The following is a 26,396-nucleotide window of genomic DNA, read 5'->3' as shown; positions in this document are numbered from 1 at the left end:
GGCAAAGCGCTCCGGGGTCTGGGTGTTGTTGTCGTTGTCGGGGTGGGTGCGGGGGCGGGCTTACTTGCCCGCGTGGGGCAGCGGCTTGTCGCCCAGCGGGGAGTGGCTGTGGGCGTTCTCGCGCGCCAGCTCGGCCTGCAGGGCCTCGAGTTCGGCTTGTTCCTCGGACTCTTTGACCATCACGAGGTCGGCGTCGCTGAGCTGGCCGGTCAGGGCGCGCAGCATTTGCAGCAGCAGCAAGACGCCGGCGCAGACCGAGAACACCACGCCCGAGGCGTAGAAGATGGCGACCGACAGGCCCGAGACCGGGGCTTCGACGTCCCAGTTGATCTTGGCTTGCTGCAGGCTGCCGTCAAAGAACAGCCAGGTGATGTAGAGCATGAGCAGTTGGCCCAGGACCAGGCAGATCTTTTTGCCGAGCACGGGCAGGCGCGAGACCAGCATGTCGCTGCCGAGGTGGGCGTTTTCTTTGATGGCGGCGACGGCGCCCAGGAAGGTGATCCAGACAAAGAGCCAGCGCGACAGCTCCTCGCTGACGGCGATGCCGGAGTTGAAGCCGTAGCGCATGACGACGTTGCCGAACACGAGCACGACCATCACCGCCAGGGCGAAGGCGATGAGGGCGTTGATGAATTGGACGTACCGGTCAATGAATCGGTTCAGCATGAATGGGGTCTCCTCAGGTGCGCTGCAAATGTACGAACCAGTTAGTTTTTGGGCTATTGGTGATAACCCGAGGGGTGGTGGCCTTGGCGCTGGGCGCGCACGGTGGCGATCGGTGACCGCGCAAAGGGCCGGTTGGCGCTTGGGGGGTGAGCCCGGTGACAGGTCGTGAGCTGCGCGCCAGACGTGGCAAGGCGCTTTTGGTCGGGGGGCGAGACGGAACCGAAGGCGGCGAGGGGTGACGCTCAGCGCGCCCACAGCCGGGCTGTGCTGGCGGTGGCGCCGACCGCGGCGCAAACCGCCCCCAGGGCCAGCGCGGTGATGGCGCCGTGGGCACCCGCCAGGCTGAAACACAAGGCCACGCCGGCGGCGCCCAGGGTCTGGCCGGTCAGGCGGGCCAGGGCGATCATGCCGCTGGCCCCACTGGCGCGTTCCGGTGGGGCGCTGGACATCAGGGCACGCAGATTGGGCGACTGGAAGAAACCAAAGCCCGCGCCGCAGAGGCACAGGCGCCAGACGATGTCAAAGGCTGTGGGGTTGTCGGGCAGCAGGGCCATGGTGGCCAGGCCCAGGCTCAGCAGGCTCAGGCCAATGCCGCCCAGCAAGCCCGGGGGGTAGCGGTCGGACAGGCGACCCGCCAAAGGCGCGGCCGCCGCCACCACCACAGGCCAGGCGGTCATCAAAAAGCCGGTGTCCACCGGGTTGCGGTGCAGCACCTCTTCAAAATAAAACGGCAACGACACGAAGGCCAGGCCCTGGGCCGCAAACGAGGCCATGGCGGTGAGGGTGGACAGGGCAAACAGCGGGCGGGCCAGCAGGTCCACCGGCAGCATGGGCGCGGGGTGGTCGGCCTGGCGCCGCAGCAGCAGTGCGCCCGCCACCAAGCACACCGCCGCCGGGCTCAGCACCCAGGCCCAGGGCTCGCGTTGGGCGGCGGCGCCCAGGGCCAGGATCAGGCTGGCAAAGGTGATGGCCGTCAGCACGGCGGTCAGCGGGTCCAGGCCGTGACCACGCCGTGCGCTGTGCGGCAAGGTGCGCCAGCCAAAGCCCAGGGCCAGCACACCCAGGGGCACGTTGATGGCAAACAGCCAGGGCCAGTCGGCCACAGTCAACACCAGCGAAGCCACGGTGGGCCCGACCGCAAAGAACACGCCCACCACCAGCGCGTTCATGCCCACGCCCCGGCCCAGGCGCGAGGCGGGGTAGAGCAGGCGGATCAGCGCGATGTTGACGCTCATGATGGCGCCCGCGCCAATGCCTTGCAGCGCCCGGGCCGCCGCCAATTGCGGCAAGGTGTGGGCCAGTGCGCAGGCCAGCGAGGCCAGGGTGAAGAAGGCCAGGCCCCCGATGAAGACCCGGCGCGGGCCCACCCAGTCGCCCAGGGCGGCAAATGGCAGCAGGGTGGCCACCACGGCGAGTTGGTAGGCGTTGATGACCCAGATCGAAGCCGCAGGCGGCGCCCGCAGGTCGGCGGCCATGGCCGGCAAGGCGGTGTTGGCTATGGCCGTGTCCAGCGTGCCCAGGCCCACGCCCATGAGGATGGCGATCAGGGCCAACACGCCTTGGGGGCCCAGCCGGTGTTCGGGTTCTGTGGGGAGAGGGGGCGTGGTGCGTGGGTCGGCGGCGGCGGGCATGCCGCGACTATATCGGCGCCGCGCCATTCCTGCTGGCGCTCGCTGGTGCTTGAGGAGGGCGGGGCCGTCGCGGGGCGCCCCCGCCAGTGCCTCAGGCGAAAGCCGGCTGCTGCACCACCAGCGTGCCGCTGCGGCCAGGGATGGTGCCCAGCGCCACCGGGCAGCGCGGCAGCGCGCTCAGGTCGAGCTGGCGGGCGCAGTCGCCCACGGTGGCAAAGCGGTAGCCTTGTTCACGCCAGCCGCGCAGCAGGCGCTCGAACACCGGGGCCAGCTTCTGGCCTTCGAGTTCGGCGTGCAAGGTGTAGACATGCAAGGGCGCCAGGGTGCGGGTGCGTGCCAGCAAGGCTTCGTGCACGTTGTCCACGGTCCAGCCGTCCAGGCCGATCAGCTCGTCCAGCGTGGGCAAGGTGCTGGGCAGCTGCACCGGGCCGATCACCTGGCCTTGGGCATTGCAAGGCCAGTAGGGGTGCTCACCACGCCCGTCCGAGGCCACGGTGTAGCCCAGTTCGGCTTGCAGGCGGTAGGCGGCTTCGTTCATTTGCCAGCCTGCGGCGCCGTGCACCGTGGGGCGTTCGCCAAAGACCTCGGCGTAGCGCTCGGTGGCGAGTTGCAGCTCGCGCCGGGTCCAGGCCTCGTCGGCCTGGGCCACACCGTCTTGCCAGCGGACATGGTCCCAGGTGTGCACGCCGGTTTCAAAGCCGGCGCGGCGGATGGCGCGCAGGCCCTCGGCTTCGCACCGGCCGATGTCGGGGCCCGGCAGCATCACGCCGTACATCAGGGTCTTGATCCCGTAGTGCTCGACCACCGAGGTGCGCGCCACCTTGCCAAAAAAGCCCGGGCGGAACACCCGCTTGAGCGCGCGGCCCGTGTGGTCCGGCCCCAGGCTGAACAAGAAGGTGGCGGGGGCGTCGTGCTTCTCCAGCAGGCGCGCCAGGGCAGGCACGCCTTCGCGGGTGCCGCGAAAGGTGTCCACATCGATCTTCAGGGCGATGACGCTCATGCGCGGGGCCGGTCTCAGTTGATCAGACCGCGCGCGCTGTCGAGCTGGTCCTTGTAGTGCTCAAACAGGCGGCTCAGCGCTTGTTGCATGGTCACTTGCGGGGCCCAGCCCAGTTCTTCCTGGGTGTTGGCGATCTTGGGCACGCGGCGGCTCACGTCCTGGTAGCCCTGGCCGTAGTAGTCCTTGGAGGTGGTTTCGACCACTTGCACCTTGGCCGCGTGCTCGCGGTACTCGGGGTACTGGGCGGCCAGGGCCAGCATTTCGGTCACCAGGTCGCGCACCGACAGGTCGTTGCTGGGGTTGCCGATGTTGTAGATGTGGCGCGTGGCGCAGCCGCCTTCGTTGGCCAGGATCAGCATCAGGGCGCGGATGCCGTCGTCAATGTCGGTGAAGCAGCGGCGTTGCGCGCCGCCGTCGACCAGCTTGATCGGCTCGCCGCGCACGATGTGGCCCAGGAACTGGGTGATCACGCGGCTGGAGCCTTCCTTGGCAGTGTGCAGGTTGTCCAGGCCCGGGCCGATCCAGTTGAAGGGGCGGAACAGGGTGTAGTCCAGGCCGTGCTGTTGGCCGTAGGCGTGGATCACACGGTCCAGCAGCTGCTTGGAGCAGGCGTAAATCCAGCGCGGCTTGTTGATCGGGCCGTAAACCAGGTTGGAGGCTTCGGGGTCGAACTCGTCGTCCTCGCACATGCCGTAGACCTCGCTGGTGCTCGGGAACACGATGCGCTTCTTGTACTTGACGCAGTGGCGCACGATTTCGAGGTTGGCTTCAAAGTCGAGTTCGAACACGCGCAGCGGGTCGCTCACATAGGTGGCCGGGGTGGCGATGGCCACCAGGGGCAGCACCACGTCGCACTTGCGCACGTGGTATTCGATCCACTCCTTGTTGATGGTGATGTCACCTTCAAAGAAGTGGAAACGCGGGTGGTCCATCCAGGGCTGCACACGCTCGGAGTGCATGTCCATGCCGTAGATGTGCCAGTCGGTGTTCTCGATGATGCTGCGGGTCAGGTGGTGGCCGATGAAGCCGTTGACGCCAAGGATGAGCACGTTTTTCACGGTTTGGTCCTGTATCTGTTGAATGGGGTTGAATCAGTCGGCCACCAGCACGGGCTGGGGACCAAAAAGCTGTTGCAGGCGCGCCGCATCCAGCGGCTCGCCGTCCAGGCGCGCGGCGCGTACCGGCAGGGGTTGACCGTCGGCGCCGGTGATCACCAGGCCCGCGCCTTGCACGCTCAGTTGGAAGCGACCCGCGCCCGGCGTGGCCGGCGGCACCGCGCCGGCCGGGCCCGGTGGCCCCGCCCAGAAGCTGCGGTCAATTTGCACGCGCCGGCCCTGGGCCTCAAAGAAGGCACCGGGGTAGTCCGGCGGGGCCACGCCGCGCACCAGGTTGTGGATTTGCCAGGCGCTGGCGTGCGCAGGAATGCGCCCGTCTTCGGGTGTGCGGCGGCCAAAGTACTGGCCGGCGATGTGTTGTTGCGGGTGGTGGGGTGCGCTGCCGTCCAGCAAGCCGGGCAGGCTGCGCGCCAGCACCAGCTCGGCGGCCAGCGTGACCTTGTCAAACACCTCGCGGGCCGTGTCGTTGCTCAGGATGGGCACGGCCTGCTGGTCGATCAGCGCGCCGTGGTCGGGCTTGACGTTCATCACATGCAGGCTGGCGCCGATCTCGCGCTGGCCATGCACCACGGCCCAGTTCACCGGGGCGCGGCCCCGGTAGCGCGGCAGCAGCGAGCCATGCAGGTTGAAGGCGCCGTGGCGCGGCAGGTCCAGCAGGGGCTGGCCCAGCATGTAGCGGTAGTAGAACGAGAACACAAAGTCCGGCGCCGCCTGCTGCGCCTGGGCCAGCAGTTCGGGCGCGTCGGCGCTGTCGGGGGTGATGCAGGGCAGACCGTGTTCGGCCGCGAGCTGGGCCACGCTGGCAAACCAGATGGTCTCGTTCGGGTTGTCGCTGTGGGTCACCACCAGCTTCACGTCGACGCCGCCGTCGAGCAGCACCTTGAGCAGGCGCACGCCCACGTTGTGGTACGCGAACACGATGGCGCTGGGGCGGCGCTGGCTGGCGGGGGCGGCCACGGTGGGGCTCACTCTTTTTGCTCCAGCACCGCGCTGATCACATAGCGCGGGCGTTGGCGCACTTCGCTGTAGATGCGGCCCACGTACTCACCGATCAGGCCGATGCCAAACAGTGCCAGGCCAATCAAGAAGAAGGCAATGGCAAACAGGGTGAACAAGCCACCTTCTTCGGGTCCGAGGATCAAGCGACGGCCCAGTAGTAGTAACACCAGCAATCCGGCACCGGCAGAAATCGCCATGCCCATCAGTGAGAACCACTGCAGGGGCACGACCGAAAAGCTGGTCACCAAGTCAAAGTTGAGCCGGATCAGGCTGTACAGCGAGTACTTGGACTCGCCGGCAAAACGCTCCTCGTGGCCGACCACCACCTCGGCGGGGTTGCGCGCGAACTGGTAGGCCAGGGCCGGGATGAAGGTGTTCATCTCGCCGCACTGGTTGATCAGCGAGACGATGTCACGGCTGTAGGCGCGCAGCATGCAGCCCTGGTCGGTGATGTTGATGCGGGTCAGCTTGGCGCGCAGGCCGTTCATGGCCTTGCTGGCCCAGCGCCGCCAGGCCGCGTCCTGGCGCATGCGGCGGATCGAGCCCACGTAGTCGTGGCCCTCGTCCATCTTGGCCAGCAGGGTGGCGATGTCTTCAGGCGGGTTTTGCAGGTCGGCGTCCAGGGTCACGATGCGCTCGCCCCGGCAGTGGGCAAAGCCCGCCAGGATGGCGCGGTGCTGGCCGAAGTTGCCGTTGAACAGGATCACGCGGGTCACGTCCGGGCGGCGCTTGAACTGCTCGGCCAGGATGCCGGGCGAGCGGTCGCGGCTGCCGTCGTTGATGAAGATGACCTCGTAGCGCAGGCCCAGGGCGTCCAGCGCCGGGTAGAGGCGGTCGAACAAGGCGGCCAGGCCGTCTTCTTCGTTGTAGACCGGGATCACCACGCTGAGCACCGGGCCGGCGGGATCGTGCGCCGGCAAGGGGGCCAGGGGGGACAAAGAGGGTTGGAGCTCGGAGTTCAAGGGCGGGTGACCGGTGGGGTTCAGGACAGGACGGCGCGCAGCGCAGCGCACACACGGTCCACATCAGTGTCGTTCATGGCGGGGAACAGGGGCAGCGTGATGGTGCGCTGGCCCACGTCCTCGGCGTGCGGGAACTGGCCTTCAAAATGGCCCATTTTGCGGTACAGGGTGAACAGGTGCATGGCCGGGTAGTGCACGCCCACACCGATGCCGTGCTCGCGCATGCGGGCAATGAAGTCAGCCCGCACCACCCCGCGCGGCAGCAGGGGCTGGAACATGTGCCAGTTGCTGTTGTCGAAGTCGGCCCGCGGCAGTTCCAGGCCCAGGTCGCGCGGGATCAGCTCAAAGTAGCGCCGCGCCAGTGCGATGCGGCGCTGGTTGAAGCCGTCGAGCTGCTTGAGCTGGCCCAGGCCGATGGCGGCGGCCACGTCGGTGAGGTTGCTCTTGCCGCCCAGTTCTTCGACGTCGGCGCTGCCATCGGGGAAGCGCACCACGCCTTGCAGGCGCAGGCGCTCAAAGCGGCGGGCCTCGTCCTCGTTGTTCATCACCAGGCAGCCGCCTTCGGCCGTGGTCATGTTCTTGTTGGCGTGGAAGCTGAAGGACACCAGGTCGCCGCCCAGGCCGATTTCCTGCCCGGCCCAGGTCGCGCCCAGGGACTGGGCTGCGTCTTCGATCACGCGCAGCTGGTGGCGCTGGGCGATCTCATACAGGCGCACCCGGTCCACCGGCAGGCCGGCCAAGTCCACGGGCAGCAAGGCCTTGGTGCGCGGCGTGATGGCGGCTTCGAGCAAGGCCAGGTCGATGTTGCGGGTGAGGGGGTCGATGTCCACCAGCACCGGCGTGGCACCCACTTGCAGGATCACATTGCCGGTGGCCACCCAGGTCAGCGGGGTGGTGATGACCTCGTCGCCCGGGCCGACACCGGCCAGGCGCAGGCCCAGCTCCAGCGTGGCCGTGGCCGAACTGGCCAGGCGCACCGGGCGGCCGCCGAAGCGTGCCGACAAGGCCGCTTCCAGCTCCTGGCAGCGCGGACCCGTGGTGAGCCAGCCCGAGCGCAGCACGGCGCCCACGGCTTCGATGGTGGCTTCGTCAATCGAGGGTCGGGTGAAGGGCAGAAAAGGCTGCACGGTGCGGTCCGGTTGGAAAGTAGGGGGCAAAGCGGCGGGGCAGGCGGTGGATAAAGCGCCTCAGCTGCGGGCGATGATAGCCACGCCCAGCAGGATCACGGCCATGCCGGCCCAGCGCTGGTTGGAAATTGCCTCGCCCAGCAGGGCTGCGGCCAGCAAGGCATTGACCACATAGCCAATCGACAGCATGGGGTAGGCGATGCTGACGTCCACCCGCGACAGGGCCACGATCCACAGCACCACGCTCAGCACATAGCAAAACAGCCCGCCCAGGATGCCGGGGTGGAAGGCCAGGGTCAGGGCCACGCCGCGCAGGCCTTCCAGGCCCTGGATGGGGCCGACCGCGTTGGCGCCCGATTTGAGCAGCAGCTGCGCGCCTGCATTGAGCAGCACGCCGGCGAGGACAAACAGGAAGTCGGTGAGTTTCATGAGAAGGGGCGGGGCCTCAGGGTTTGGCGATCACCACGCGGCGCTCGTCTTGGAACACGATGCGCGGCGTCAGGCCCAGCGCTTGAATCGCGGCCAGGGTGGGCCGCTCCATGTAGGCCACGGCCTGGGGCGCGGCCTGCCAGCGCGGCACAAAGGCCTCCAGCGTGGGGACCCAGCGCTCGGGCTCACGCGCCTGGCCAAATTCGAACTCGCCCACAAACTCCACCAGGGTGACGGGGCGACGCAGGTAAAACGGCAGGGTTTGGTCGTAGCTGCGCAGCGAGAACACCGGCACGGCCGGGTCCAGGGCCTGGGGAATGGCCTGCACCAGTTCAGCACTGCTTTTTTGCAGGCCATAGCCGTTGTGCGCCTGCAGCCCGATCAGCACGCACACGCTGTTGGCCAGGGCCAGCACAGCCACAGCCACCTCTTTGCGCTGACGGCGCAGCAGCCACCAGGCGACCGCGCTGGCCAGCAGGAACAGGGCACTGGCCAGGCCCACGCCATTGAGCATGGCGCGCGCAATGGCGGGGCTGCTGTCCTTGGCCACCAACTGCTCGGCCAGCAGCCAGACCGCCAAGCCGCCGGACCAGGCCAGCACCGGCACCAACAGGTGCCAGCTCAGGGCGCGGCAGGAGGCCTGCTCCAGGCGCCGCGCCAACAGCAGCACCAGGGCCGGGAACATGGGCAGGATGTAAGACGGCAGCTTGGAGCTGGAGGCGCTGAAGAACAGCATCACAAACAGCGCCCAGACCAGCAAAAAGCCCTCGGCAAAGTCGCTGCGCCGCACCCGCATGAGCCAGGGCAAGGCGCCGGTCCAGGGCATGAAGCCCAGCAGCAAAAAGGGGATGAAGTACCACAGCGGGCCTTCGCGGTTGTGCACAGGGCTCAGGTAGCGCTGCAGGTGCTCGTGCACAAAGAAGAACCAGGCAAAGTCGGGGTTGCGTGCCGACACGGCCCAGAACCAGGGCACGGTGAGCACGGCAAACAAGGCCAGGCCCACCACCCAGCGCATGGCGCGCCAGATGGCAAAGTCCAGCCGCCACAGGCTGTGCAGCACCAGCACGGCGCCCGGGATCAGCAGGCCGACCAGGCCCTTGCTCAGCACGGCAGCGGCCAGCCCGACCCAGGCGGCCAGCATCCAGCCGCTGCGCGCCTGGCCTTGGGCCTGGTCGTGCTGGGCCAGCAAGAAGCCGCACAGCGCCAGGGTCAGCGCCGCGCACAAACCCGCGTCCAGGGACAGAAAGTGGCTGTTGATCAAGATCCAGGCCGTGCCCGCGCCGCACAGCAAGGCCAGCACGCCGGTGCGCGGCCCCCACAGGCGGTGCGCTGTGTGGCCCAGCAGGCCCACGGTCAACAGGCCAGCCAGACCCGGCCAGAGCCGGGCACTGAAGTCACTGACGCCCAGCAGCGCCATGGACAGCGCCCCGCCCCAGTACTGCAAGGGGGGCTTTTCAAAATAGAGCAGGCCGTTCAGGCGCGGGGTGATCCAGTCGCCGCTTTGCAGCATGGCCAGCGACAGCATGGCGTAGCGACCCTCGTCGGGCGAGATCAGGGCACGGCTGCCCAGGGTGAACAGCCACAAGGCCACAAAGGCCAGCCCGGTCAGCAGCGGCCACAGCGCGAGCCGTCCGCGTTGACGCGATGCGCTGGGGTTCAACAGGGACGCCGGGGAGGTGTGATTCACGGTGGGTCTGGTCCGCTGCGGGGGGTCCCGTTCGGTGAAAAAAAGAAGGCGGGGCCGCTGCGCGCCAGGCCACCGCATCCGCCAGGCGGACCAGGGCCCGTCCGTGCTGGCGGGGCGGCTGATTATATTCGGGCCGCCCCAGCTGGCCGAGCGGGTTTCGAGGCGGCCTCAAGCCGCGGCGGCGGCGGCCAGGCGGTCGCGGAAGGCCTCGGGCACGGGGGTGACCTTTTTGTCCTGTTTGCCGACAAAGACCACGCCGATCTTGCCGCGGGCCACCTCGCGGCCACTGCATTTTTCGGTCATGCAGAACACCAGGTCGAAGCCGTAGCGGTTGAAGTCCTGCGGCAGCATGGCCACGCACATGGTTTCGCCATGAAAACCCTCGGATTTGTACTGGGCCACGATGTCGCCCACCACGATGGACAAGCCCTCCACCCCCGCCTCGCGGTAGCCCAGCCACTGGAAAAAACGCACCCGCGCCTCAGACACCAAGGTCAGCAGTTGGGCGTTGTCCAGGTGGCCGCCCTGGTTCACATGGCTGATGTAGATCTGCATCTCCGTGGAGAACAGGTAGTGGTCGGGCAGTTCAAATTGGAGGCGGGCCATGGCGGGGACGGGAAAGGGAGGTTCAGCAGAAGGAGCGGTATTGTGCCCGGCCGGTCGATTGGCGGGTTCAGGCGGCGCGATTCCCCCGGCCAGGGCCGGCGCTGGGCCCCCGCCGCAGCATCAGGGCGCCTGGGGCTTCAGGGCGCGCGGGTCTGGGTCGCCAGGGCGGTGCCGGGCTCGGCCTGCCAGCCGCCGCCCAAGGCCTTGACCAGCTGCACCGAGGTCAGCAACTGCTGGCTGCGGTTTTGCACCTCCTGGCGCTGGTAGCCCAGCAGGGTTTGCTGGGCCAGCACCACCTCCAGCAGGCTGGAGGCGCCCGCCTGGTAGCGGGCCTGCGACAGGCTCAGCACTTTTTCAGCGCTGGCCACGGCCTGCTGCAAGGCGCGCGAGGACTGGCGCAAGGCGGCCTGGGTGCTCAGCCCGTCCTGCACCTCCTGGAAGGCCACCAGCACGGCCTGGCGGTAATTGGCACTGGCTTGCTGGTAGCTGGCCTTGGCCACGTTCACCGCAGCGGTGGTGCGGCCGCCATCGAACAGGGTTTGTGTGGCACTCAGGCCCAGCGACCACAGCAGGCTGGGGCCACTGAAGAGCTTGGCCAGGCTGCCGCTGTCGTCGCCATACAAGCTGGACAGGGTCAGGCTGGGGTAGTAGCCGCTGCTGGCAATGCCGATCTGGGCGTTGGCGGCGGCCATGGCGCGCTCGGCGCTGGCGATGTCGGGGCGGCGCTCCAGCAGGTCGGCGGGCTGGCCCAAGGCCACCTGGGGTGGCACAGGCAATTGGCTGTTGGCGCTCAGGCGGAAGGTGGGCGCGGGCTGGCCCGTCAGCGTGGCCAGCGCGTGCTCGAAGCGGGCGCGTGTGTCCTGGAGCGACTGCAGCTGGGCTTCGGTGCCCGACAGCAGGCCTTGCTGTTGGCCCACGTCAATGCCGGAAGCGCTGCCCAGCTCGTGGCGCGCGTTGACGAAGTCCAGCGTCTTGCGCTGGGCGCGCAGGGTTTGCTGCAGCACCTCGATCTCGGCGTCCAGGCCGCGCAGGGCCAGGTAGCTGCTGGCCAACTGGGCGCCCAGCAACAGGCGGGTGTTCTCCAGGTCGGACTGCGATTGCGCCTCGCTGGCGCGCGCGCCTTCGAGCTGGCGCCGCACGCGGCCCGACAGGTCCACCTCGTAGCTGACCGTCAAGGCCAGGTTGTAGTCGTTTTGCTGCACCGAGCTGTTGGTGCTGGTGTAACTGGTCACCGGCCGGTTGGCCGAGGTCTGGTAGCGGGAGGTGCCGCCTTGCAGGCCCACGCGCGGCAGCAGCGCGCCCAGGGCCGAGCTGGTTTGCGCGCGTGCCTGTTCCAGCCGCGACTGGGCCAGGGCCAGGGTGTTGTTCTGGCGCTGGGCGAGGTCCATCAAGGCGTTGAGCTGGCTGTCGCCGTACAGCGTCCACCAACTGCCTTTGGGCTCGGTGTCGCGCGGTTGGCCGCTTTGCCAGCCGGGCTCGGTCTGCCATTGGGCCGGGGTGGTGACGGCGGGGCGCTGGTAGTCGGGGCCCACGGCCGAACAGCCCGCCAGCAGCAGGCCGCTCAAGCTCAGCGCCAGCCAGAGCGGGCGGCGCAGTGGCGTGGGGCTGGACGCGCTCACGATGCGCTCCGGGCCGGGGTGGGCTTGTCGCCAGCCGGCTTGTTGTCGCTGCCGCCGCCCTTGCCTTCGGGGGCCTTGGGCTCGGGCAGGTCGGAGGCTTCCACGGCATCGCCCTCGGCCAGCGAGTCCGGCGGGTTGACGATCAGTTTGTCGCTGGGCTTGAGGCCGTTCAGGATCTCGATGCGCACGCCCAGGTCGCGGCCCAGCGTCACTTTTTGCAGGTGCACCTTGCCGTCGGTCACTGTGGCCACCAGGGTGCCTTCGGGGCGGAACAGCAAGGCGTTGTTGGGCACGGTCAGCGTGGGCTTGTCGGCGGCGGCGGTTTGCAGCGCCACCTGCACGTAAGAGCCCGGCAGCAGCTTGCCTTCAGCGTTGGGCAGGTTGATTTCAACCTGCAAGGTGCGGGTGGCCGGGTCGATGGCGCCAGCCGTGCGCACCACCTTGCCGGTGAAGCTCTGGCCCGGCAGCTCGGACAGGGTGACCACGGCATCGCTGCCGACCTTGATGCGCGGCGCCGCGCTTTGCGGGGCCGCCACGTACAGGCGCAGCGGGTCGACCTGCGACAGGGTGAACAGCAGCTTGGGCGCGCCGCCGTTGCCCGCGTCGACCAGGCTGCCGACGTCGATGTTGCGCTTGGTGATCACACCGGAGAACGGCGCCACGATGCGGCCATAGGACAGCAGCTGCTCCAGGCGCTGCACATTGGCCTCGGTGGCGGCCACATTGGCCTGCACCAGCTTCAAGGTGTTTTGGCGCTCGTCCAGCTCTTGTTGCGACACCGCGTCGCGCTGGCGCAGGCCTTGCCAGCGTTCAAAGCTGGTGCGCGCCAGTTGCAGGTTGGACTGGGCTTGCTGGCGGTTGGCGCGGGCCTCGGCCAGTTGCTGCTCGGTCTCGCCGGTGGCGATTTCGGCCAGCAAATCCCCCTTCTTCACGCGCTCGCCAATGTCTTTGTGCCAGCGTTGCACATAGCCACTGACGCGGGCGTACAGCGGCGTCTCCATGTAGCCCTGCAGCGTGCCCGGCAGCTGCAAGGACTGCTGACCGCGGCCTGGGCGGGCCGAGACCACGTAGACGTGGATCTTGGCGTTGGTCTGGGTGGCGGCGCTGAGTTCGCGCGCGTGGGCGGCGCGCTCGAACATCACTGCGCCGGCACCCGCCCCCAAGGCCAGCAGGGCGGCCAGGGCCACCCACTTGGCGCGGCGCAACAGCAGCAGGCGGCGGATCTGGTGAGCGCCTTCATGCTCGTGCAGGCCATGGATTCCGATGGAAGAGTGTCGCTGCGCGTGGCTCATGTCAGGCATTTCCTAGGCTGGAGGGCGTGGGGGTGGGCAGGCTGGGGGGCGTGTGGCGGGCGGCACGGCGCTCCAGCCAACGGTGCACGCCGGCAAACACCACCGGCACAAAGAACAAGGTCGAGACGGTGGCAAACAGCAGGCCGCCAATGGTGGCGCGGCCCAGCGGGGCGTTTTGCTCGCCACCTTCGCCCAGGCCGATGGCCATGGGCAGCATGCCGATGATCATGGCCAGGGCCGTCATCAGCACCGGGCGCAGGCGGGTGGTGCCGGCTTCCAGCGCGGCCGACAGCGGTGCGGCGCCGTCCAGCAAGCGCTCGCGGGCAAACGAGATCATCAAGATGCTGTTGGCCGTGGCCACGCCCATGGTCATGATGGCGCCGGTCAGGGCGGGCACGCTCAGCGGTGTGCCGGTCAGGAAGAGCATCCAGGCGATGCCGGCCAGGGCGGCGGGCAGGGCGGTGATGATGATCAGCGGGTCGATCCAGGACTGGAAGTTCACCACGATCAGCAGGTAGACCAGCACGATGGCGCCCATCAGGCCCAGGCCCAGGCCCAGGAAGGAGGACTGCATGGTCTCCACCTGGCCGCGCATCTTGACGGTGCTGCCCCGGGGCAGCTCGTCTTTGATGCTGTCGATGGCTTTTTGCACCTCGCTGGCCACGCTGCCCAGGTCACGCCCGGAGACGCTGACATACAGGTCCACCACCGGCTGGATGTTGTAGCGCGACACCACGGTCTGCTCGCGCGCCGGGCGCACGGTGACCAGGTTGCTCATCAGCTGCGGGGTGGGCGGCGTGGCATTGGGGTTGTTGTTGGTGATGGGGGCGCCGACCGGGATCTGCAGCAAGGTGTCCAGCGAGTCCACGTTGTACTGCGGGGTTTGCACCGCCACCGTGTAGACCACGCCGTTGCTGGGGTTGAGCCAGAAGGCCGGGGCGGTCTGGAAGCTGCCCGACAGCGAGACCAACAGGTTCTGCGCCACGTTGTTGGCGTTCAGGCCCAGCTGCTGCAGTTGGGCACGGTCGATGTCGAGCTTTTTGGTGGGCTGGTTGATGCGCTGCTGGATGTGCACGTCCACGGCCCCATCGATCTGCCGCACCTTGCTTTGCAGCAGACTGGCCAGGCGGTAGTTCTCGGCCACATTGGGGCCGGCAAACTGCACGTCGATGGCCGCGGGCTGACCGAAATTGAGGATCTGCGTGATGATGTCCGCCGGCTGGAAGAAGATCTCCACGCCCGGGAACTGCGGCGGCAGCTCGGCGCGCAGGCGGCGCACATAGTCGTCGGTAGGGGCGTGGCCTTTTTTCAGCGCGATCTGCACCTCGCCGTCCAGGGTGCCGATGGTGCCGGCGTTGCTGTACGACAGGTTGATGCCGCTGTAGGGCAGGCCCAGGTTGTCGAGGATGGTTTCCAGCTCCTCGGGCGGCACGATCTGGCGCACCGCGTTTTCAATGCGGTCGGCCAGTCGGGCGGTTTCTTCGATGCGGGTGCCGGTGGGGGCGCGGAAGTGCAGGCGGATCAGGCCCGCGTCCACGGTGGGGAAGAAGTCCCGACCCAGCACCCCGTACAGGCCGCACGAGCCCACACAGAACAGCAAGAACAACAAGATGAAGCTGCCCCGGCGCGGCAGCAGTGCGCTCAGGATCACCACATAGGCGCCACGCAGGCGCTCAAAGGCCGCGTCAAAACCCAGGTAGATGCGGCGCAGCGGACCGGGGCGGCTGTCGTCAGGCACCGGGGCCTTGCGCATCAAGAGCATGACCAGGGTGGGCACCAGGGTGCGCGACAGCACGTAAGAGGCCAGCATGGCAAACACCACCGACTCGGCCAGCGGCACAAACAGAAAGCGCGCCACGCCGGTCAGGAAGAACATGGGCACGAACACGATGCAGATGCACAGGGTGGAGACAAAGGCCGGCACCGCGATTTCGCCCGCCCCGTCCAGGATGGCCTGCTCCAGCGGCGTGCCCAGGTGCAGGTGGCGCTCGATGTTCTCGATGGTCACCGTGGCGTCGTCCACCAAGATGCCCACGGCCAGCGCCAGGCCGCCCAGGGTCATGAGGTTGATGGTCTCGCCCAGCGCGTACAAGGCCAGGATCGAGGCCAGCACCGACAGCGGGATCGACACCGCAATGATGCAGGTGCTGCGCCAGTTGCCCAGGAACAGCAGGATCATCGCGGCGGTCAGGCAGGCGGCGATCAAGGCCTCATGCACCACGCCGGTGATGGCTGCCTTGACGAACAGGGACTGGTCAAACAGCGGGGTGATCTTCAGGTCTGGCGGCAGGGTCTGGGCCACCGTGGGCAGCAGGCTGCGCAGTTTGTCGACGATCTCCAGCGTGGAGGCATTGCCGTTTTTCAGCACCGACAGCAGCACGCCCCGGCTGCCGTCCTGGCGCGCCACGTTGGTCTGGGGTGAGAAGCCGTCGCGCACATTGGCCACGTCGCTGAGCACGATGGTGCTGCCGTTGCTGGACCGCACGGGCAGGTTGCCCAGGCCCGCCAGGGTGTCGGGCGAGCCGTTCATGGAGATGGTGTATTCGGTCTCGCCCAGCTTGGCCGTGCCGCCGGGCAGGATCAGGTTTTGCGCGTTGATGGCGGTGATCACATCGGTGGGCGTCAGTCCCTTGGCCTGCAAGGCCTTGGTGTCCAGGTCCACCGACACCAGCCGGTTTTTGCCGCCGTAGGGGAAGGGCACGGCCGCGCCGGGGATGGTGATCAGGCGCGGGCGCAAAAAGTTGACGGCCGCATCGAACAAGCCCTGCTCGGACATGCTGGGGCTGGACAAGCCCAGTTGGATCACGGGCAGGCTGGAGGCCGAGTACTTGATCACCAGCGGGGGCGTGATGCCGGGCGGCATTTGCCGCACCACCGCCTGCACCGAGGACGTGACCTGGGCCAGCGCGGTCTGGATGTTGGCGTTGGGCTGGAAGAAAACCTTGATCACCGCGATCCCGGCCAGGGACTGCGACTCGATGTGCTCGATGTCGTTGACGGTGGTGGTCAGCGATCGCTCATTGACGTTGGTGATGCGGGTGCCCACCTCTTGGGCCGACAAGCCGCTGTAGTTCCAGATGATGCTGATGACCGGGATGTTGATTTCCGGAAAGATGTCTGTCGCCATGCGCATCAGCGTCAACGGCGTGGCCAGCACGATCAGCAAGGCCATCACGATGAACGTGTAGGGGCGGCGCAGCGCAATATTGACGATCCACATTGATCAGGCATCCGGTTGGCAGACAGGCGTCGCGGCCCAGCCCCGGGTTGGGCTCAAGCGGACGTGATCGCGGATTGTGCAGGAGAAAGCAAAGCCCCATCGGAGCCTCTGGCAGGTTTACCGCATGAGCTCAGGCGCTGTGCGTTGCTTTATGCTGCTTTGTCGTAGCCAAGTGCTGTTTTGGGGGGAAGCCTGGGGGTAAACCCTGGGAACTTCGGGTTGGGCCTGAGGTGTTGAGCGCTTGGTTTGACGCGTCCAACCAACACCGAGAGGGGGTGTTTCGGAGGGCCCAGACGCAAAAAAGCCCCTCGAGAGGGGCTTTTCTTGAATCGGGGCAGAGGCTGCTGGGGGCTGAGTGGCTTTGAGACCACCCGAAGCGCCAGGGCCTCAGCCGCAGATCGATTCTATTTAGTAGCTGCTGCCGCCGCCGTAGCCGCCGCCGCCGCTGCGGCCACCGCCGTAGCCGCCGCCGCCGCCGCCGCTACGGCCACCGCCGTAACCGCCGCCGCCGCCGCCGAAGCCGCCACCGCTGCGCGGGGGACGGGGTTCCATCGGCTTGGCTTCGTTCACGGTGACGCTGCGGCCGCCCATGGATTGACCGTTCATGCCGTTGATAGCGGCTTGAGCTTCAGCATCGCTGCCCATTTCGACAAAGCCGAAACCCTTGGAGCGGCCGGTGTCACGTTCCATCATGACCTTGGCGCTGGTCACGGTGCCGAATTCGCTGAAAGCTTGTTCGAGATCGTTGTCGCGAACTTGGTACGGCAGGTTGCCGACGTAGAGTTTGTTGCCCATTTTGGGACTCCTAAAAATACATAGAGAAAGCGATGGAGTCCCGAAAACGCACATTTCAGACGAAAACCTGGCCAATCACCGCAAGCCTGTGCAACTTGAATTGCACTCATGCATTAAATGCGCGGAATCCAAAAACACCTAGCAATTTTTTAGAAATAAGCTTGGCTTTCTTGATTTAAGTGGGCTGGAGGGGCCGGTTGTTGACTGGAAAAGACAGATTTCGCCCCTGCTTTCACCAGACTGACAGCGAGCAGACCCGCCGGACGGTCAGCCGTCGGCTGGCCGGAGGCGCTGATCTGGGGCCTGGCGGCCTGCGCGCCCTTCGCCCCGCCACCCCTCAGGGCCTGCCCGTGATCTGCTGGAACCACCACAGCAGCAGTCCCGGCACCACCACGGGCAGGGTCAGGGTCATGAAGACGGCGACAAACAACACCAGGGTCACCAGGTCGGCCAGGCATTGGCGCGCCCAGACCCGAAGGTCTTCGTCCCAAAAGCGCTTGTTGTTCATAAGGCCCTCGCTGCTGGCGGCCTGATGGGGCCGCTTACCTTGGGTTTTACTCCGTCGGTCGCACAGGTCAAGGTCTATTTGGGGCGCTGCCAACTTGGCGCGACCCCACCCAGGGCACCAAGTTGGCGCGCGTCGCCATGTTTCGGTGCTGCCGGGGGCCGTCAGAGGCCAGTTTGCTTGGGCATGAAGATTGCTTGATGTGGCCGTGCCCGCAGGTATTGTCGCCCACGCGTTCGCACCCGGTTTCCGCTAACGACGGCGGAGAAGCATGGCGCCCCCATCGGTCTTGGTTCATTCAAGGCTGCTTCGGAGGTCCATTTTTCTTAGATTTCTTCAACCCAGGCGGGTGTGAGCGCTCAGCGCCACCCCTGCCCAGGCGAAGCAGTCCCGTCTTGGCAAGGGACAGCAGCGCCTGTACGCCTCTGAGGTGCTTATGAAAATCGTCGTTGTGGGTCATGGCATGGTCGGCCACAAGTTCCTGGAAAGCCTGGCCGAAGCCGGCCTGCCCCAGGCCCAGATCACCGTCTTGGGCGAAGAAGTTCGCCCCGCTTACGACCGGGTGCACCTGTCCGAGTTCTTTGCCGGCAAGACCGCCGAAGACCTGAGCCTGGTCGAGCCGGGCTTTTTTGAACGCACCGGCTACACCCTGCGCCTGGCCTCGCGGGCCGTGGCCATTGACCGCAGCGCCCACACCGTGACCACCGCGGCGGGCGAGGTCTTGCCCTACGACAAACTGGTGCTGGCCACGGGCTCCAACCCCTTTGTGCCCGCCGTGCCCGGCCACGACCGCGCCGACTGCTTTGTCTACCGCACCATCGAAGACCTGGAGGCCATGACCGCTTGTGGCGCCCGCGCCAAGACCGGCGTGGTGGTGGGCGGCGGCTTGCTGGGCCTGGAATGTGCCAAGGCCTTGCGCGACCTGGGCCTGCAAACCCATGTGGTCGAGTTTGCCCCGCGCCTGATGGCGGTGCAGGTGGACGAGGGCGGTGGCCGCGTGCTGCGCCAGAAGATCGAAGACCTGGGCCTGCAAGTGCACACCCAGAAGAACACCCTGGAGATCGTGGACGGCACCGAGGCCCGCCACCGCATGGTGTTTGCCGACGGCTCGGCGCTGGAGGCGGACATGATCGTGTTCTCCGCCGGCATCCGCCCGCGTGACGAACTGGCCCGTGCCAGCGGCCTGGACCTGGGCCCGCGCGGCGGCATCAACATCGACAGCGCCTGCCGCACCAGCGACCCCGACATCTACGCCATTGGCGAGTGCGCCGCCTGGAACGGCCAGACCTTTGGCCTGGTGGCGCCCGGCTACGAGATGGCCCGCGTCACCGCGCGCCACATCGGGGGCCAGGACGACGCCGCCTTTGTGGGCGCCGACATGAGCACCAAGCTCAAGCTGATGGGGGTGGACGTGGCCAGCCTGGGTGACGCCCATGGCAAGACGCCGGGCAGCCGCAGCTTTCAGTACAGCGACGAGATCAAGCAGGTCTACAAGAAGATCGTGGTCAGCGAAGACGGCAAGCGCCTGCTAGGCGCCGTGCTGGTGGGCGATGCGGCCGAGTACGGCAGCCTGCTGCAAATGGCGCTCAACGCCATCGCGCTGCCGGCCCAGCCGGAGTTCTTGATCCTGCCGTCCAGCGACGGCCAGGCCAAGCCCACGCTGGGCGTGGACGCGCTGCCCGACAGCGCGCAGATCTGCTCGTGCAACAACGTCAGCAAAGGCCAGATCTGCCAGGCCGTGTGCGAGGGCGCGACCTCCATCGGGGCGCTCAAGGCCTGCACCAAGGCGGGCGCCACCTGCGGCGGCTGCGTGCCCCTGGTCACCCAGGTCATGAAGGCCGAGATGAAGAAGCAGGGCCTGGCCGTCAACAACCACCTGTGCGAGCACTTTGCCTACTCACGCCAAGAGCTGTACCACCTGGTCCGCGTGGGCCAGATCCGCAGCTTTGACGCGCTGCTGGCGCGCCACGGCCACGGCCTGGGTTGCGACATCTGCAAGCCCGTGGCCGCCAGCGTGCTGGCTTCGTGCTGGAACGAGTTTGTGCTCAAGAAAGACCTGGCCAGCCTGCAAGACAGCAACGACTACTACCTGGGCAACATCCAAAAAGACGGCTCGTACTCGGTGGTGCCGCGCATGCCCGCCGGCGAGGTCACGCCCGACGGTCTGATCGCCGTGGGCCAGGTGGCCAAGAAGTACGGCCTGTACACCAAGATCACCGGCGGCCAGCGTGTGGACTTGTTTGGCGCCCGCGTCGAGCAACTGCCCGCCATCTGGGAAGAGCTGATCGCGGCGGGCTTTGAGTCCGGCCACGCCTACGGCAAGTCGCTGCGCACGGTGAAGAGCTGTGTCGGGTCCACCTGGTGCCGCTACGGCGTGGGCGACAGCGTGGGCCTGGCCGTGCTGCTGGAGAACCGCTACAAAGGCCTGCGCGCGCCGCACAAGATCAAGTTTGGCGTCTCGGGCTGCACCCGCGAATGCGCCGAAGCCCAGGGCAAGGACATTGGCGTCATCGCCACCGACAAGGGCTGGAACCTGTACGTGTGCGGCAACGGTGGCATGAAGCCGCGCCACGCCGAGTTGTTCGCGTCCGACCTGAGCCAGGCCGAGCTGATCCGCCTGATCGACTGCGTGCTGATGTTTTATGTGCGCACCGCCGACCGCCTGCAACGCACCAGCACCTGGCGTGAGAACCTGGAGGGCGGCCTGGCCTATTTGCAAGACGTCATCCTGCGCGACAGCCTGGGCCTGTGCGCCGAGCTGGAAAGCCAGATGCAGCAAGTGGTCGACACCTACCAATGCGAGTGGAAAACCGCCGTCACCACGCCCGAGGTGCGCCAGCGCTTCCGGTCTTTTGTGAACAGCGACCGCGCCGACGAGCACATCGTGTTTGTCGAAGAGCGCGGCCAGATCCGCCCGGCCCGCCCCGAAGAGCGTGACTTGGCCGCCGCCACAGCCAACGCATCCGCATCCGCCAGCGCCCCGCGCGCCCTGGCTTGAGCCCCCCAGGCCTGGAGGAATTGAACATGAGCACCCCCACCGACACCCTGAACTGGACCGCGGTTTGCACCGTGGCCGACATCCTGCCCAACACCGGCGTCTGTGCCCGCGTGGCGCAGCACCATGTGGCCATCTTCCGCGTGGGCGACGCGCAGTTTTTTGCCATCGACAACGTGGACCCCAAGTCCCAGGCCAGCGTCAATTCACGCGGGCTGGTGGGCAACCTGGCCGACCGCACCGTGGTAGCCTCACCGCTTTACAAGCACCACTTTGACCTGCGCAACGGCGAGTGCCTGGAAGCCCCGGAGTATTCGGTGCGCGCCTACCCGGTGCGCCTGGACGGCGACCAGGTTTGCGTGGCCGCCCCTTGAGTCCCGCGCGCATGTCAGCGGCGGCCCCGCGTGCGCAGGGTACGGAAGGTGCTTGGTCTGCCAACTACACCACCGACCCCGATCAAGCCATGCCCCTGTCCGTCTCACAACTGGTATTGCGTGCCAAGCAACTGGAGATTGAGGCCCTGCGCCACCTGGCTGGGCGCGTGGAGTTGGTCGACGTCACCGGCCAGTTGATCGACGCCTTGCAGCGCGAGCGCGGCGCCAGCAGCGGCTTTTTGGCCTCGGGCGGGCAGCGCTTTGCCGCCGAGCGCCGCGCCGCCAGCGCCGTGGCCGAGCCGGTCGAAGCCGCTTTGCGCGAGCAATTTGCCCAACACCTGCAGCCGCCCCTGGGCGCGTCCACCCGCCTGTTGTCGCTGATGGCCTGGGTGCTGCTGGACCTGGAGGCGCTGCCCGCGCTGCGCGCCCAGATCGAACGCCAAGCCCCCAGCGCCAGCGACGCCGTGGCCGCCTTCAGCCGCGTGATTGCGGGTCTGGTGGAGCTGATTTTTCATTTGGCCGATGCGGCCCCCAACCCCGATGTGTCGCGCCTGCTGGTCGCCTTTGTGCACCTGGTGCAAGGCAAAGAGGCGGCCGGCCAAGAGCGCGCCGTGGGCGCCCAGCTGTACGCCTCGGGCCTGTGCACCGAGGCTCTGCAACAGCGCGTGGTGCAGCTGATTGAGGCGCAAGAGCGCAGCCTGCACCTGTTTGAAGAATTTGCCGAGCCCGCCCTGCGCACCCGCTGGCAGCAACTGCAGCTGACCCCCAAGGTCGCCCTGCTGGAGCGCCTGCGCCGCACCCTGTGCATGGCGCGCCACGAAGCCGCGCTGGACAGCAGCCTGAGCGACGATTGGTTTGAAGTGGCCAGCGTGCGCATTGCCGAGCTGTGGCAACTGCAAACCGAGCTGGTCGCCTGCCTGCGCCAGGCCTGCCAGGCCCAGATCGAGGCCGTGGAGCGCGATCTGCAAGACTCGGAAGGCCTGCTGCGCCAACTGCGTGACAAGCCTTTGCCGCGCGCCCAGGCGGTGGAGCGCTTTTTCTCGCAATCCGGTGGCGAGGCGCTGCCTGTGGCGGGCCTGGCCGGGGCGGCTCATTCGGCGGCCGCTTCTGTGGCTGCTGGTTCTGGTTCTGGCGGTGCCGGTGCCGGTGTCGGTGTCGTCGATGCAAGCGCTGCCGTCAATGCAGCGCCAGGGCACGAACCCAGCGTGTCGTCCTTGGTCGAGCTGCTGCAAGCCCAGTCTGAGCGCCTGGCCCGCATGGAAGTCGAACTGGACACCGCGCGCCGCGCCTTGAACGAACGCAAGGTGATCGAACGCGCCAAAGGCGCCCTCATGGCCCGCCTGGGCCTGACCGAAGACGCCGCGCTGCGCGCGCTGCAAAAAGCGTCGATGGACCACAACCGGCGCTTGCTGGATGTGGCGGAGGCGACGCTGGCGCTGCCGGATTTTGTGTTTGAGGGGAGAGGGGCGGGGAAGTGATAGGGGTATCGGGTGACGGCTTGAGGCTGGCAACGGGCTTTGAATTGACCACCCTCGGCATGCAGTTTGGGACCCCAAGCGGTCCATAGTCGTGCCATCGGGATCGACCACTGGCGGTCGTTCAGTTAAAGTCCGCGCCCGCTGGGTGATTTTTGCCCGCACGATCAACCCGCATCCCAAGGGCCACTCGGCTCCCCGTTGACATCTCTTGAAAACAAAATCTGCTGTCTGCGATGTGTCGGCTGATGCGGTCACGCAACCCGCAGCTTTCGGAGCTGGAAAAACAACATGCTGTTAACCGATATCGCTGTCGAGCACATTCGGGTGTCCAAAAAGGATGGCGTTCGTCAGACTTTCTTGCTGCATCCGTTCACCGATACCCAGCGCGATTCACACGGAAAATTCGAACTGGTTCGCGACGTCTGCCAACCAGGACGCAAAGACGTGAAACGCTCAACCTACGTGACGTTTCAACAATTGGCGGAGTTGTATGCGAAAGGCGTGCTCGAAGAATTCGGGTTTTCCGTTCGCATGTGTCCACGTCAAGGTACGTACCCATCCAAGCTTCCAGCCAAAAAGATACTGCCTACCAGCATCAAGCCAGGCTCTTCTTTCGACCTGGCGGTTCAAAAGGTGGATGTTCATAAAGAAGCCACGCGCGATTTGAGAACCGCCTTGCTTCGCGCCAGCGTCAAAATTTAAGAATGACGGCGTCGATTGATCGGGGAGTTGCTGTGAATCCATCCGTTGCCCACGCTGAACTCATCGCCACGTTCAAGCGGGCCGAGGCGGAGGCCACTCACAAGTTCGGGCTGATCCAGGCGGCTGCCCATAAAGGGCCCAAGGCCATACAAGCCGCCTCCGAGACAGCGGCCAAGGCAGCCAAACGCAGGGACTCGTACGCGAAAAAGCTGGAAGATTTGGGCGTGAACCCCAAGGACTTCGCCACCCAGCCTACGGCGTAACACCCGCCCTTGCCGGCTGCCCACAATGGGTCCTGATCGCCAAAATGATCCACAGCCTGAAAACGGAATCGGTTGTGGGTCTTGCACCGATTTGCATGCTTTCGAGGTGCTGTATTCAAGCATCGTTGTTTTCGGGTCGCGAAGCCGCGCGTGCGGGTGAGCAAGGCCGGGGTTTCGCAGTCGTGGCCTCTGAAGTTCGGGTTCTTGCCCCTAGGAGCACTCAAGCTGCCAGTGAGATCAAAACGTTGATTCAATCCAGCCAAGAAGAGGTTGCTCAAGGGGCGAATGTTGCGCAGCGGGCCGGCGCCTCAATCGAAGACACAGTGCAGTCGACAAGCCGTGTCAGTCAGTTGTTGAGCGAGATCGCAACTGGCGCCAGAGAACAGAGCCAAAGTCTTGACCAAGTCGGCAGCGCCATCCAGGACCTTGGCCTCATGACTCAGCAGAAGCTATAGGACATCGCCCCCCTCCCGGTGTGTCCTACTTCAATCGTTGGCTCATTCGGGTTTAAAACCGGCCGCCTTCAGAAGCTCCATGCCCTGTGAGACCTCTGACGTGACAAAGCGCCGAAACTCCTCTGGTGTCTCGGACACCGTCTCGATCCCCATGGCACTGAAGCCTCCGCTGCGACCGATTTCGGCCACCGATGCATTGATCGCCTTGTTCAGCGCTTGCACCCGGTCGTTTGGTGTGCCCCTTGGTGCCCAGACCCCGTACCACGAGCTGTAGGTGTACTGGGGCAGCCCGCTTTCGGCCACGGTCGGGACCTCGGGTGCCAGGGCACTGCGCTTGCGCGAGGTGATGGCAATAGGCCTGACCTTGCCCGACTTGGCCAGGGGCAGCAGCGAGATCATCGAGTCCAGCAGCAAATTGACATGGCCGCCCGCCACATCCACCAGCGCGGGCTGGGTGCCCTTGTAGGCGATGTAGCTGAAATTGACCTGCCCCATGCGCGCCAGCAGTAGCGTCGCCAGGTGGCTTGGCGCGCCCGCGGCAGGGATGCCAGCGGTCCAGCTGTCCGACTTGCTGCGCGCCGCGCTGAGCACCTCCGACAGCTTGCGCGGCTCCAGGTCGGGGGCGATGACCAGCATCAGCGGTGCTTCGCCGACGCGGGCGACTGGGGCAAAGTCGGTCTGCGGGTCGTAGGGCGGGTTCTTCAGCACCTGGCGGGCATGGACGTGGGTGGCTGCAGAAAACAGCAAGGTGTAGCCATCGCTGGGCGCGGTCTGGACAAACTTGCCCCCCAGCGTCCCGCTGGCGCCCGCCCGGTTTTCCACGATCACGGACAGGCCCAATTGCTTGCCCAGTTGGTTGGCCAACAAGCGGGCCGCTGAATCCACACCGCCCCCGGCCGCGAAGGGCACGACGATGCGCAGGAGGCGGTCGGCCTCCGGAAAGGCGCTGGCCTGGGCTTGCGCCAGGACCGGGCTTGCCAGGCCCGCCAGGGCGCCCAGCACTTGTCTTCTCGAGTTTTTCATGGGTGTCTCCATTGTGATCAAGCTATCCGTTCAGGTGGGCCGCCGCCGGCGCCGCGGCCGAGCCATGACGTCCAAGGTGCTCTCCAGGGCCTCCCGGTCCATGCCTCGCGTGATGAACACCAGGCGGGTGCGGTGGTCCGCCGTTGGCCAAGCAGGCAGGTAGGCCGGTGGATGAAAAAGGTGCTGTATGGCATGGACCACCAGGGGCTTTTCAGGGGACTGGACCGTCTGCACAAGGCCCTTGAAGCGCAGCAGCTTCTCGCCCTGGGCCGCGACGACCATGTCCAGCCACTGCGCAAAGCCGTCCAAGTCCAGGGGCTCATCGCGTAGCAGCACAAAGCTCTGCACATCCGCCAGATGGCGTGGGCTGGCGGTGGGCGCCCCGACGGGGTGGTAAAACGCCGGAGCAGGGGGGGGCGCCAGATCAGCCCTTGGGGCGAGCAAGCGTTGACGCAGCAGTTCCACGCCGTCCAGGCCCAGCTGCCGAACTGGCGCGCTCGGGTTGAGTTGGGCGAGGCAGTTCAGCAAAGACGCAGTCTCTGCGGGATGGGTGATGAGGTCCAGCTTGGTCACCAGCACCTCGTCGGCCGCCGCCAACTGGGCCAGGGCCTCGGGGTGCTGTGCCAGGCTGTTCTGGCCCAAGACCGCATCGACGGTGCAGAACACCGTGCCCAGCCGGTAGCGGGTCGACAGCAGCGGGTCCAGCAACAGCGTGCGTAGGATGGGGCCGGGCTCGGCCAGGCCGCTGGTTTCGATCACCACGCGCTGGATGGCCTGACCCGGGCGGTCCATCAGGGCCCCCAGCGCCTGGACCAGATCGCCGCGCACGGCACAACACAGGCACCCATTGGGCAGCAGCACGACGTCGTCGGGCGCCGCTGCGGTGAGCAGGTCCTGGTCCAGGCCGGCCTCACCAAACTCGTTGACGATGACGGCGGTTCCCGACAGGTCCGGCGAGGCCAGCAGCTGGTTCAGCAAAGTGGTTTTGCCGCTGCCCAGGAAGCCGGTCAGCACGCTGACTGGCACCCGGGGCCCCTGGGCTGGGGTGTCGGCGCGCAGCAAGGCAGAGAAGTGACCGCTCATGCGCCAGCCCCTCCGCCGTGCAAGGCCTTGAACGAGGTCAAGGTCTTTTCGATGCGGGGCAAGACCCAGTCGCTGACCGCCTGAGGCAAATCGCCTTCGCTGGCGTCTTGCAACAGCACCAGCAGGGGCGACGGCGGCCAGCCCTCGGTCTGGCGCGCACGGAAGTACGCCGCCACATCGGGCTGGTCGCAGCGCAAGGCGGCATCCTCGAGGTAGTCGACGATGTCGAGCTCGAAGTCCTCCAGGCGCAGGCTGATGCCGCCCGCGCCGCAGCCACAGGACATGCCCAGGGCCACGTGGCGGATGGACAGCTCGCTCCACAGGCTCACCAGCCTGGCGGCCTGCTGCAGCGATGCTCGCTCTGCCATGG

Annotated in this window: 23 protein-coding genes and 1 pseudogene; 6 read left to right on the top strand and 18 right to left on the bottom strand. The window is 66.7% G+C overall.

Annotated elements, in window-relative coordinates; all coding sequences use genetic code 11:
• Window positions 1-60: 60 nt before the first annotated feature.
• The 15 genes and pseudogenes from PSQ39_RS01655 to PSQ39_RS01585 all read right to left on the bottom strand — a co-directional run bounded on the left by PSQ39_RS01655 (window position 61) and on the right by PSQ39_RS01585 (window position 17,656).
• The gene (locus PSQ39_RS01655) at window positions 61-666 is read right to left on the bottom strand and encodes a TRAP transporter small permease (RefSeq protein ID WP_273924849.1); all 606 of its coding nucleotides are present in this window, start codon (window positions 664-666) and stop codon (window positions 61-63) included.
• A gap of 242 nt (window positions 667-908) precedes the next feature.
• Window positions 909-2,297, bottom strand: coding sequence for an MFS transporter (locus PSQ39_RS01650; RefSeq protein WP_409241969.1), 1,389 nt, complete (start codon window positions 2,295-2,297; stop codon window positions 909-911).
• A 91-nt stretch (window positions 2,298-2,388) separates the two neighbouring features.
• On the bottom strand, window positions 2,389-3,297 hold the full coding sequence (locus tag PSQ39_RS01645) for a polysaccharide deacetylase family protein (RefSeq protein ID WP_273924848.1): 909 nt from the start codon (window positions 3,295-3,297) through the stop codon (window positions 2,389-2,391).
• 14 nt (window positions 3,298-3,311) lie between these two features.
• On the bottom strand, window positions 3,312-4,355 hold the full coding sequence (locus PSQ39_RS01640) for a bifunctional UDP-4-keto-pentose/UDP-xylose synthase (protein ID WP_273924847.1): 1,044 nt from the start codon (window positions 4,353-4,355) through the stop codon (window positions 3,312-3,314).
• A 33-nt stretch (window positions 4,356-4,388) separates the two neighbouring features.
• Window positions 4,389-5,381: a formyltransferase gene (locus PSQ39_RS01635; protein ID WP_273924846.1), complete on the bottom strand. Its 993-nt coding sequence runs from the start codon at window positions 5,379-5,381 to the stop codon at window positions 4,389-4,391.
• Window positions 5,378-6,331, bottom strand: a complete 954-nt coding sequence (locus tag PSQ39_RS01630; protein WP_409241988.1) for a glycosyltransferase — start codon at window positions 6,329-6,331, stop codon at window positions 5,378-5,380. Before PSQ39_RS01630 ends, PSQ39_RS01635 begins: the two co-directional genes overlap by 4 nt.
• Before the next feature lie 62 nt (window positions 6,332-6,393).
• Window positions 6,394-7,530, bottom strand: coding sequence for a DegT/DnrJ/EryC1/StrS family aminotransferase (locus PSQ39_RS01625; RefSeq protein WP_273924845.1), 1,137 nt, complete (start codon window positions 7,528-7,530; stop codon window positions 6,394-6,396).
• A 30-nt stretch (window positions 7,531-7,560) separates the two neighbouring features.
• On the bottom strand, window positions 7,561-7,929 hold the full coding sequence (locus PSQ39_RS01620) for an EamA family transporter (protein WP_273924844.1): 369 nt from the start codon (window positions 7,927-7,929) through the stop codon (window positions 7,561-7,563).
• Window positions 7,930-7,945: 16 nt separating this feature from the next.
• On the bottom strand, window positions 7,946-9,616 hold the full coding sequence (locus PSQ39_RS01615; RefSeq protein ID WP_273924843.1) for a glycosyltransferase family 39 protein: 1,671 nt from the start codon (window positions 9,614-9,616) through the stop codon (window positions 7,946-7,948).
• A 168-nt stretch (window positions 9,617-9,784) separates the two neighbouring features.
• Window positions 9,785-10,222, bottom strand: a complete 438-nt coding sequence (locus PSQ39_RS01610; protein ID WP_273924842.1) for an acyl-CoA thioesterase — start codon at window positions 10,220-10,222, stop codon at window positions 9,785-9,787.
• A 137-nt stretch (window positions 10,223-10,359) separates the two neighbouring features.
• Window positions 10,360-11,841 carry an efflux transporter outer membrane subunit gene (locus PSQ39_RS01605; RefSeq protein ID WP_273924841.1) on the bottom strand — a complete coding sequence of 494 codons (1,482 nt, stop codon included), beginning with the start codon at window positions 11,839-11,841 and terminating at the stop codon, window positions 10,360-10,362.
• On the bottom strand, window positions 11,838-13,133 hold the full coding sequence (locus PSQ39_RS01600; RefSeq protein WP_273924840.1) for an efflux RND transporter periplasmic adaptor subunit: 1,296 nt from the start codon (window positions 13,131-13,133) through the stop codon (window positions 11,838-11,840). Before PSQ39_RS01600 ends, PSQ39_RS01605 begins: the two co-directional genes overlap by 4 nt.
• Window position 13,134: 1 nt before the next feature.
• Window positions 13,135-16,353 carry an efflux RND transporter permease subunit gene (locus PSQ39_RS01595; protein WP_273924839.1) on the bottom strand — a complete coding sequence of 1,073 codons (3,219 nt, stop codon included), beginning with the start codon at window positions 16,351-16,353 and terminating at the stop codon, window positions 13,135-13,137.
• Between the two features lie 420 nt (window positions 16,354-16,773).
• Window positions 16,774-17,148 (bottom strand): annotated as a pseudogene (locus tag PSQ39_RS01590) (RNA recognition motif domain-containing protein); the annotation flags it as partial.
• Window positions 17,149-17,485: 337 nt separating this feature from the next.
• The gene (locus PSQ39_RS01585; RefSeq protein WP_273924838.1) at window positions 17,486-17,656 is read right to left on the bottom strand and encodes a hypothetical protein; all 171 of its coding nucleotides are present in this window, start codon (window positions 17,654-17,656) and stop codon (window positions 17,486-17,488) included.
• A 433-nt stretch (window positions 17,657-18,089) separates the two neighbouring features.
• On the opposite strand from PSQ39_RS01585, the gene nirB reads away from it, so the two are divergent.
• The 6 genes from nirB to PSQ39_RS01555 all read left to right on the top strand — a co-directional run bounded on the left by nirB (window position 18,090) and on the right by PSQ39_RS01555 (window position 23,920).
• Complete coding sequence (gene nirB, locus PSQ39_RS01580) at window positions 18,090-20,651, top strand: nitrite reductase large subunit NirB (RefSeq protein WP_273924837.1); 2,562 nt, start codon at window positions 18,090-18,092, stop codon at window positions 20,649-20,651.
• A gap of 26 nt (window positions 20,652-20,677) precedes the next feature.
• Entirely contained in the window at window positions 20,678-21,022 is a 345-nt protein-coding gene (gene nirD, locus PSQ39_RS01575) for a nitrite reductase small subunit NirD (RefSeq protein WP_273924836.1), read from the top strand.
• Window positions 21,023-21,111: 89 nt separating this feature from the next.
• On the top strand, window positions 21,112-22,500 hold the full coding sequence (locus PSQ39_RS01570) for a nitrate- and nitrite sensing domain-containing protein (protein ID WP_273924835.1): 1,389 nt from the start codon (window positions 21,112-21,114) through the stop codon (window positions 22,498-22,500).
• A gap of 288 nt (window positions 22,501-22,788) precedes the next feature.
• Window positions 22,789-23,202, top strand: coding sequence for a hypothetical protein (locus PSQ39_RS01565; protein ID WP_273924691.1), 414 nt, complete (start codon window positions 22,789-22,791; stop codon window positions 23,200-23,202).
• Between the two features lie 2 nt (window positions 23,203-23,204).
• Window positions 23,205-23,465: a hypothetical protein gene (locus PSQ39_RS01560; RefSeq protein ID WP_337961919.1), complete on the top strand. Its 261-nt coding sequence runs from the start codon at window positions 23,205-23,207 to the stop codon at window positions 23,463-23,465.
• Window positions 23,466-23,509: 44 nt separating this feature from the next.
• Entirely contained in the window at window positions 23,510-23,920 is a 411-nt protein-coding gene (locus tag PSQ39_RS01555; protein WP_273924834.1) for a methyl-accepting chemotaxis protein, read from the top strand.
• A gap of 42 nt (window positions 23,921-23,962) precedes the next feature.
• Here PSQ39_RS01555 and PSQ39_RS01550 read toward each other — a convergent pair whose 3' ends face one another.
• Genes PSQ39_RS01550 through PSQ39_RS01540 form a run of 3 tightly spaced genes read right to left on the bottom strand, consistent with a single transcriptional unit; the run spans window position 23,963 to window position 26,394 of the window.
• Window positions 23,963-24,943, bottom strand: coding sequence for a Bug family tripartite tricarboxylate transporter substrate binding protein (locus PSQ39_RS01550; protein ID WP_273924833.1), 981 nt, complete (start codon window positions 24,941-24,943; stop codon window positions 23,963-23,965).
• Window positions 24,944-24,973: 30 nt separating this feature from the next.
• Complete coding sequence (locus tag PSQ39_RS01545; protein ID WP_273924832.1) at window positions 24,974-26,026, bottom strand: CobW family GTP-binding protein; 1,053 nt, start codon at window positions 26,024-26,026, stop codon at window positions 24,974-24,976.
• Window positions 26,023-26,394, bottom strand: a complete 372-nt coding sequence (locus tag PSQ39_RS01540; protein ID WP_273924831.1) for a hypothetical protein — start codon at window positions 26,392-26,394, stop codon at window positions 26,023-26,025. The genes PSQ39_RS01545 and PSQ39_RS01540 overlap by 4 nt, the downstream gene beginning before the upstream one ends.
• Between the last annotated feature and the right edge of the window lie 2 nt (window positions 26,395-26,396).

The organism is Curvibacter microcysteis (assembly GCF_028649455.1).
GTDB classification, from domain to species: Bacteria; Pseudomonadota; Gammaproteobacteria; order Burkholderiales; family Burkholderiaceae_C; genus Curvibacter; species Curvibacter microcysteis.
Note: the sequence above shows the minus strand (reverse complement) of the source record. Positions and strands in the feature narration are given on the sequence as shown.

Coding starts and splice junctions, on each gene's coding strand:
- PSQ39_RS01655 (WP_273924849.1), bottom strand. CDS start 666: ATGCTGAACCGATTCATTGACCGGTACGTCCAATTCATCAACGCCCTC.
- PSQ39_RS01650 (WP_409241969.1), bottom strand. CDS start 2,297: ATGCCCGCCGCCGCCGACCCACGCACCACGCCCCCTCTCCCCACAGAA.
- PSQ39_RS01645 (WP_273924848.1), bottom strand. CDS start 3,297: ATGAGCGTCATCGCCCTGAAGATCGATGTGGACACCTTTCGCGGCACC.
- PSQ39_RS01620 (WP_273924844.1), bottom strand. CDS start 7,929: ATGAAACTCACCGACTTCCTGTTTGTCCTCGCCGGCGTGCTGCTCAAT.
- PSQ39_RS01610 (WP_273924842.1), bottom strand. CDS start 10,222: ATGGCCCGCCTCCAATTTGAACTGCCCGACCACTACCTGTTCTCCACG.
- PSQ39_RS01600 (WP_273924840.1), bottom strand. CDS start 13,133: ATGAGCCACGCGCAGCGACACTCTTCCATCGGAATCCATGGCCTGCAC.
- PSQ39_RS01595 (WP_273924839.1), bottom strand. CDS start 16,353: ATGTGGATCGTCAATATTGCGCTGCGCCGCCCCTACACGTTCATCGTG.
- PSQ39_RS01585 (WP_273924838.1), bottom strand. CDS start 17,656: ATGAACAACAAGCGCTTTTGGGACGAAGACCTTCGGGTCTGGGCGCGC.
- nirB (WP_273924837.1), top strand. CDS start 18,090: ATGAAAATCGTCGTTGTGGGTCATGGCATGGTCGGCCACAAGTTCCTG.
- nirD (WP_273924836.1), top strand. CDS start 20,678: ATGAGCACCCCCACCGACACCCTGAACTGGACCGCGGTTTGCACCGTG.
- PSQ39_RS01570 (WP_273924835.1), top strand. CDS start 21,112: ATGCCCCTGTCCGTCTCACAACTGGTATTGCGTGCCAAGCAACTGGAG.
- PSQ39_RS01565 (WP_273924691.1), top strand. CDS start 22,789: ATGCTGTTAACCGATATCGCTGTCGAGCACATTCGGGTGTCCAAAAAG.
- PSQ39_RS01560 (WP_337961919.1), top strand. CDS start 23,205: ATGACGGCGTCGATTGATCGGGGAGTTGCTGTGAATCCATCCGTTGCC.
- PSQ39_RS01555 (WP_273924834.1), top strand. CDS start 23,510: ATGATCCACAGCCTGAAAACGGAATCGGTTGTGGGTCTTGCACCGATT.
- PSQ39_RS01550 (WP_273924833.1), bottom strand. CDS start 24,943: ATGAAAAACTCGAGAAGACAAGTGCTGGGCGCCCTGGCGGGCCTGGCA.
- PSQ39_RS01545 (WP_273924832.1), bottom strand. CDS start 26,026: ATGAGCGGTCACTTCTCTGCCTTGCTGCGCGCCGACACCCCAGCCCAG.
- PSQ39_RS01540 (WP_273924831.1), bottom strand. CDS start 26,394: ATGGCAGAGCGAGCATCGCTGCAGCAGGCCGCCAGGCTGGTGAGCCTG.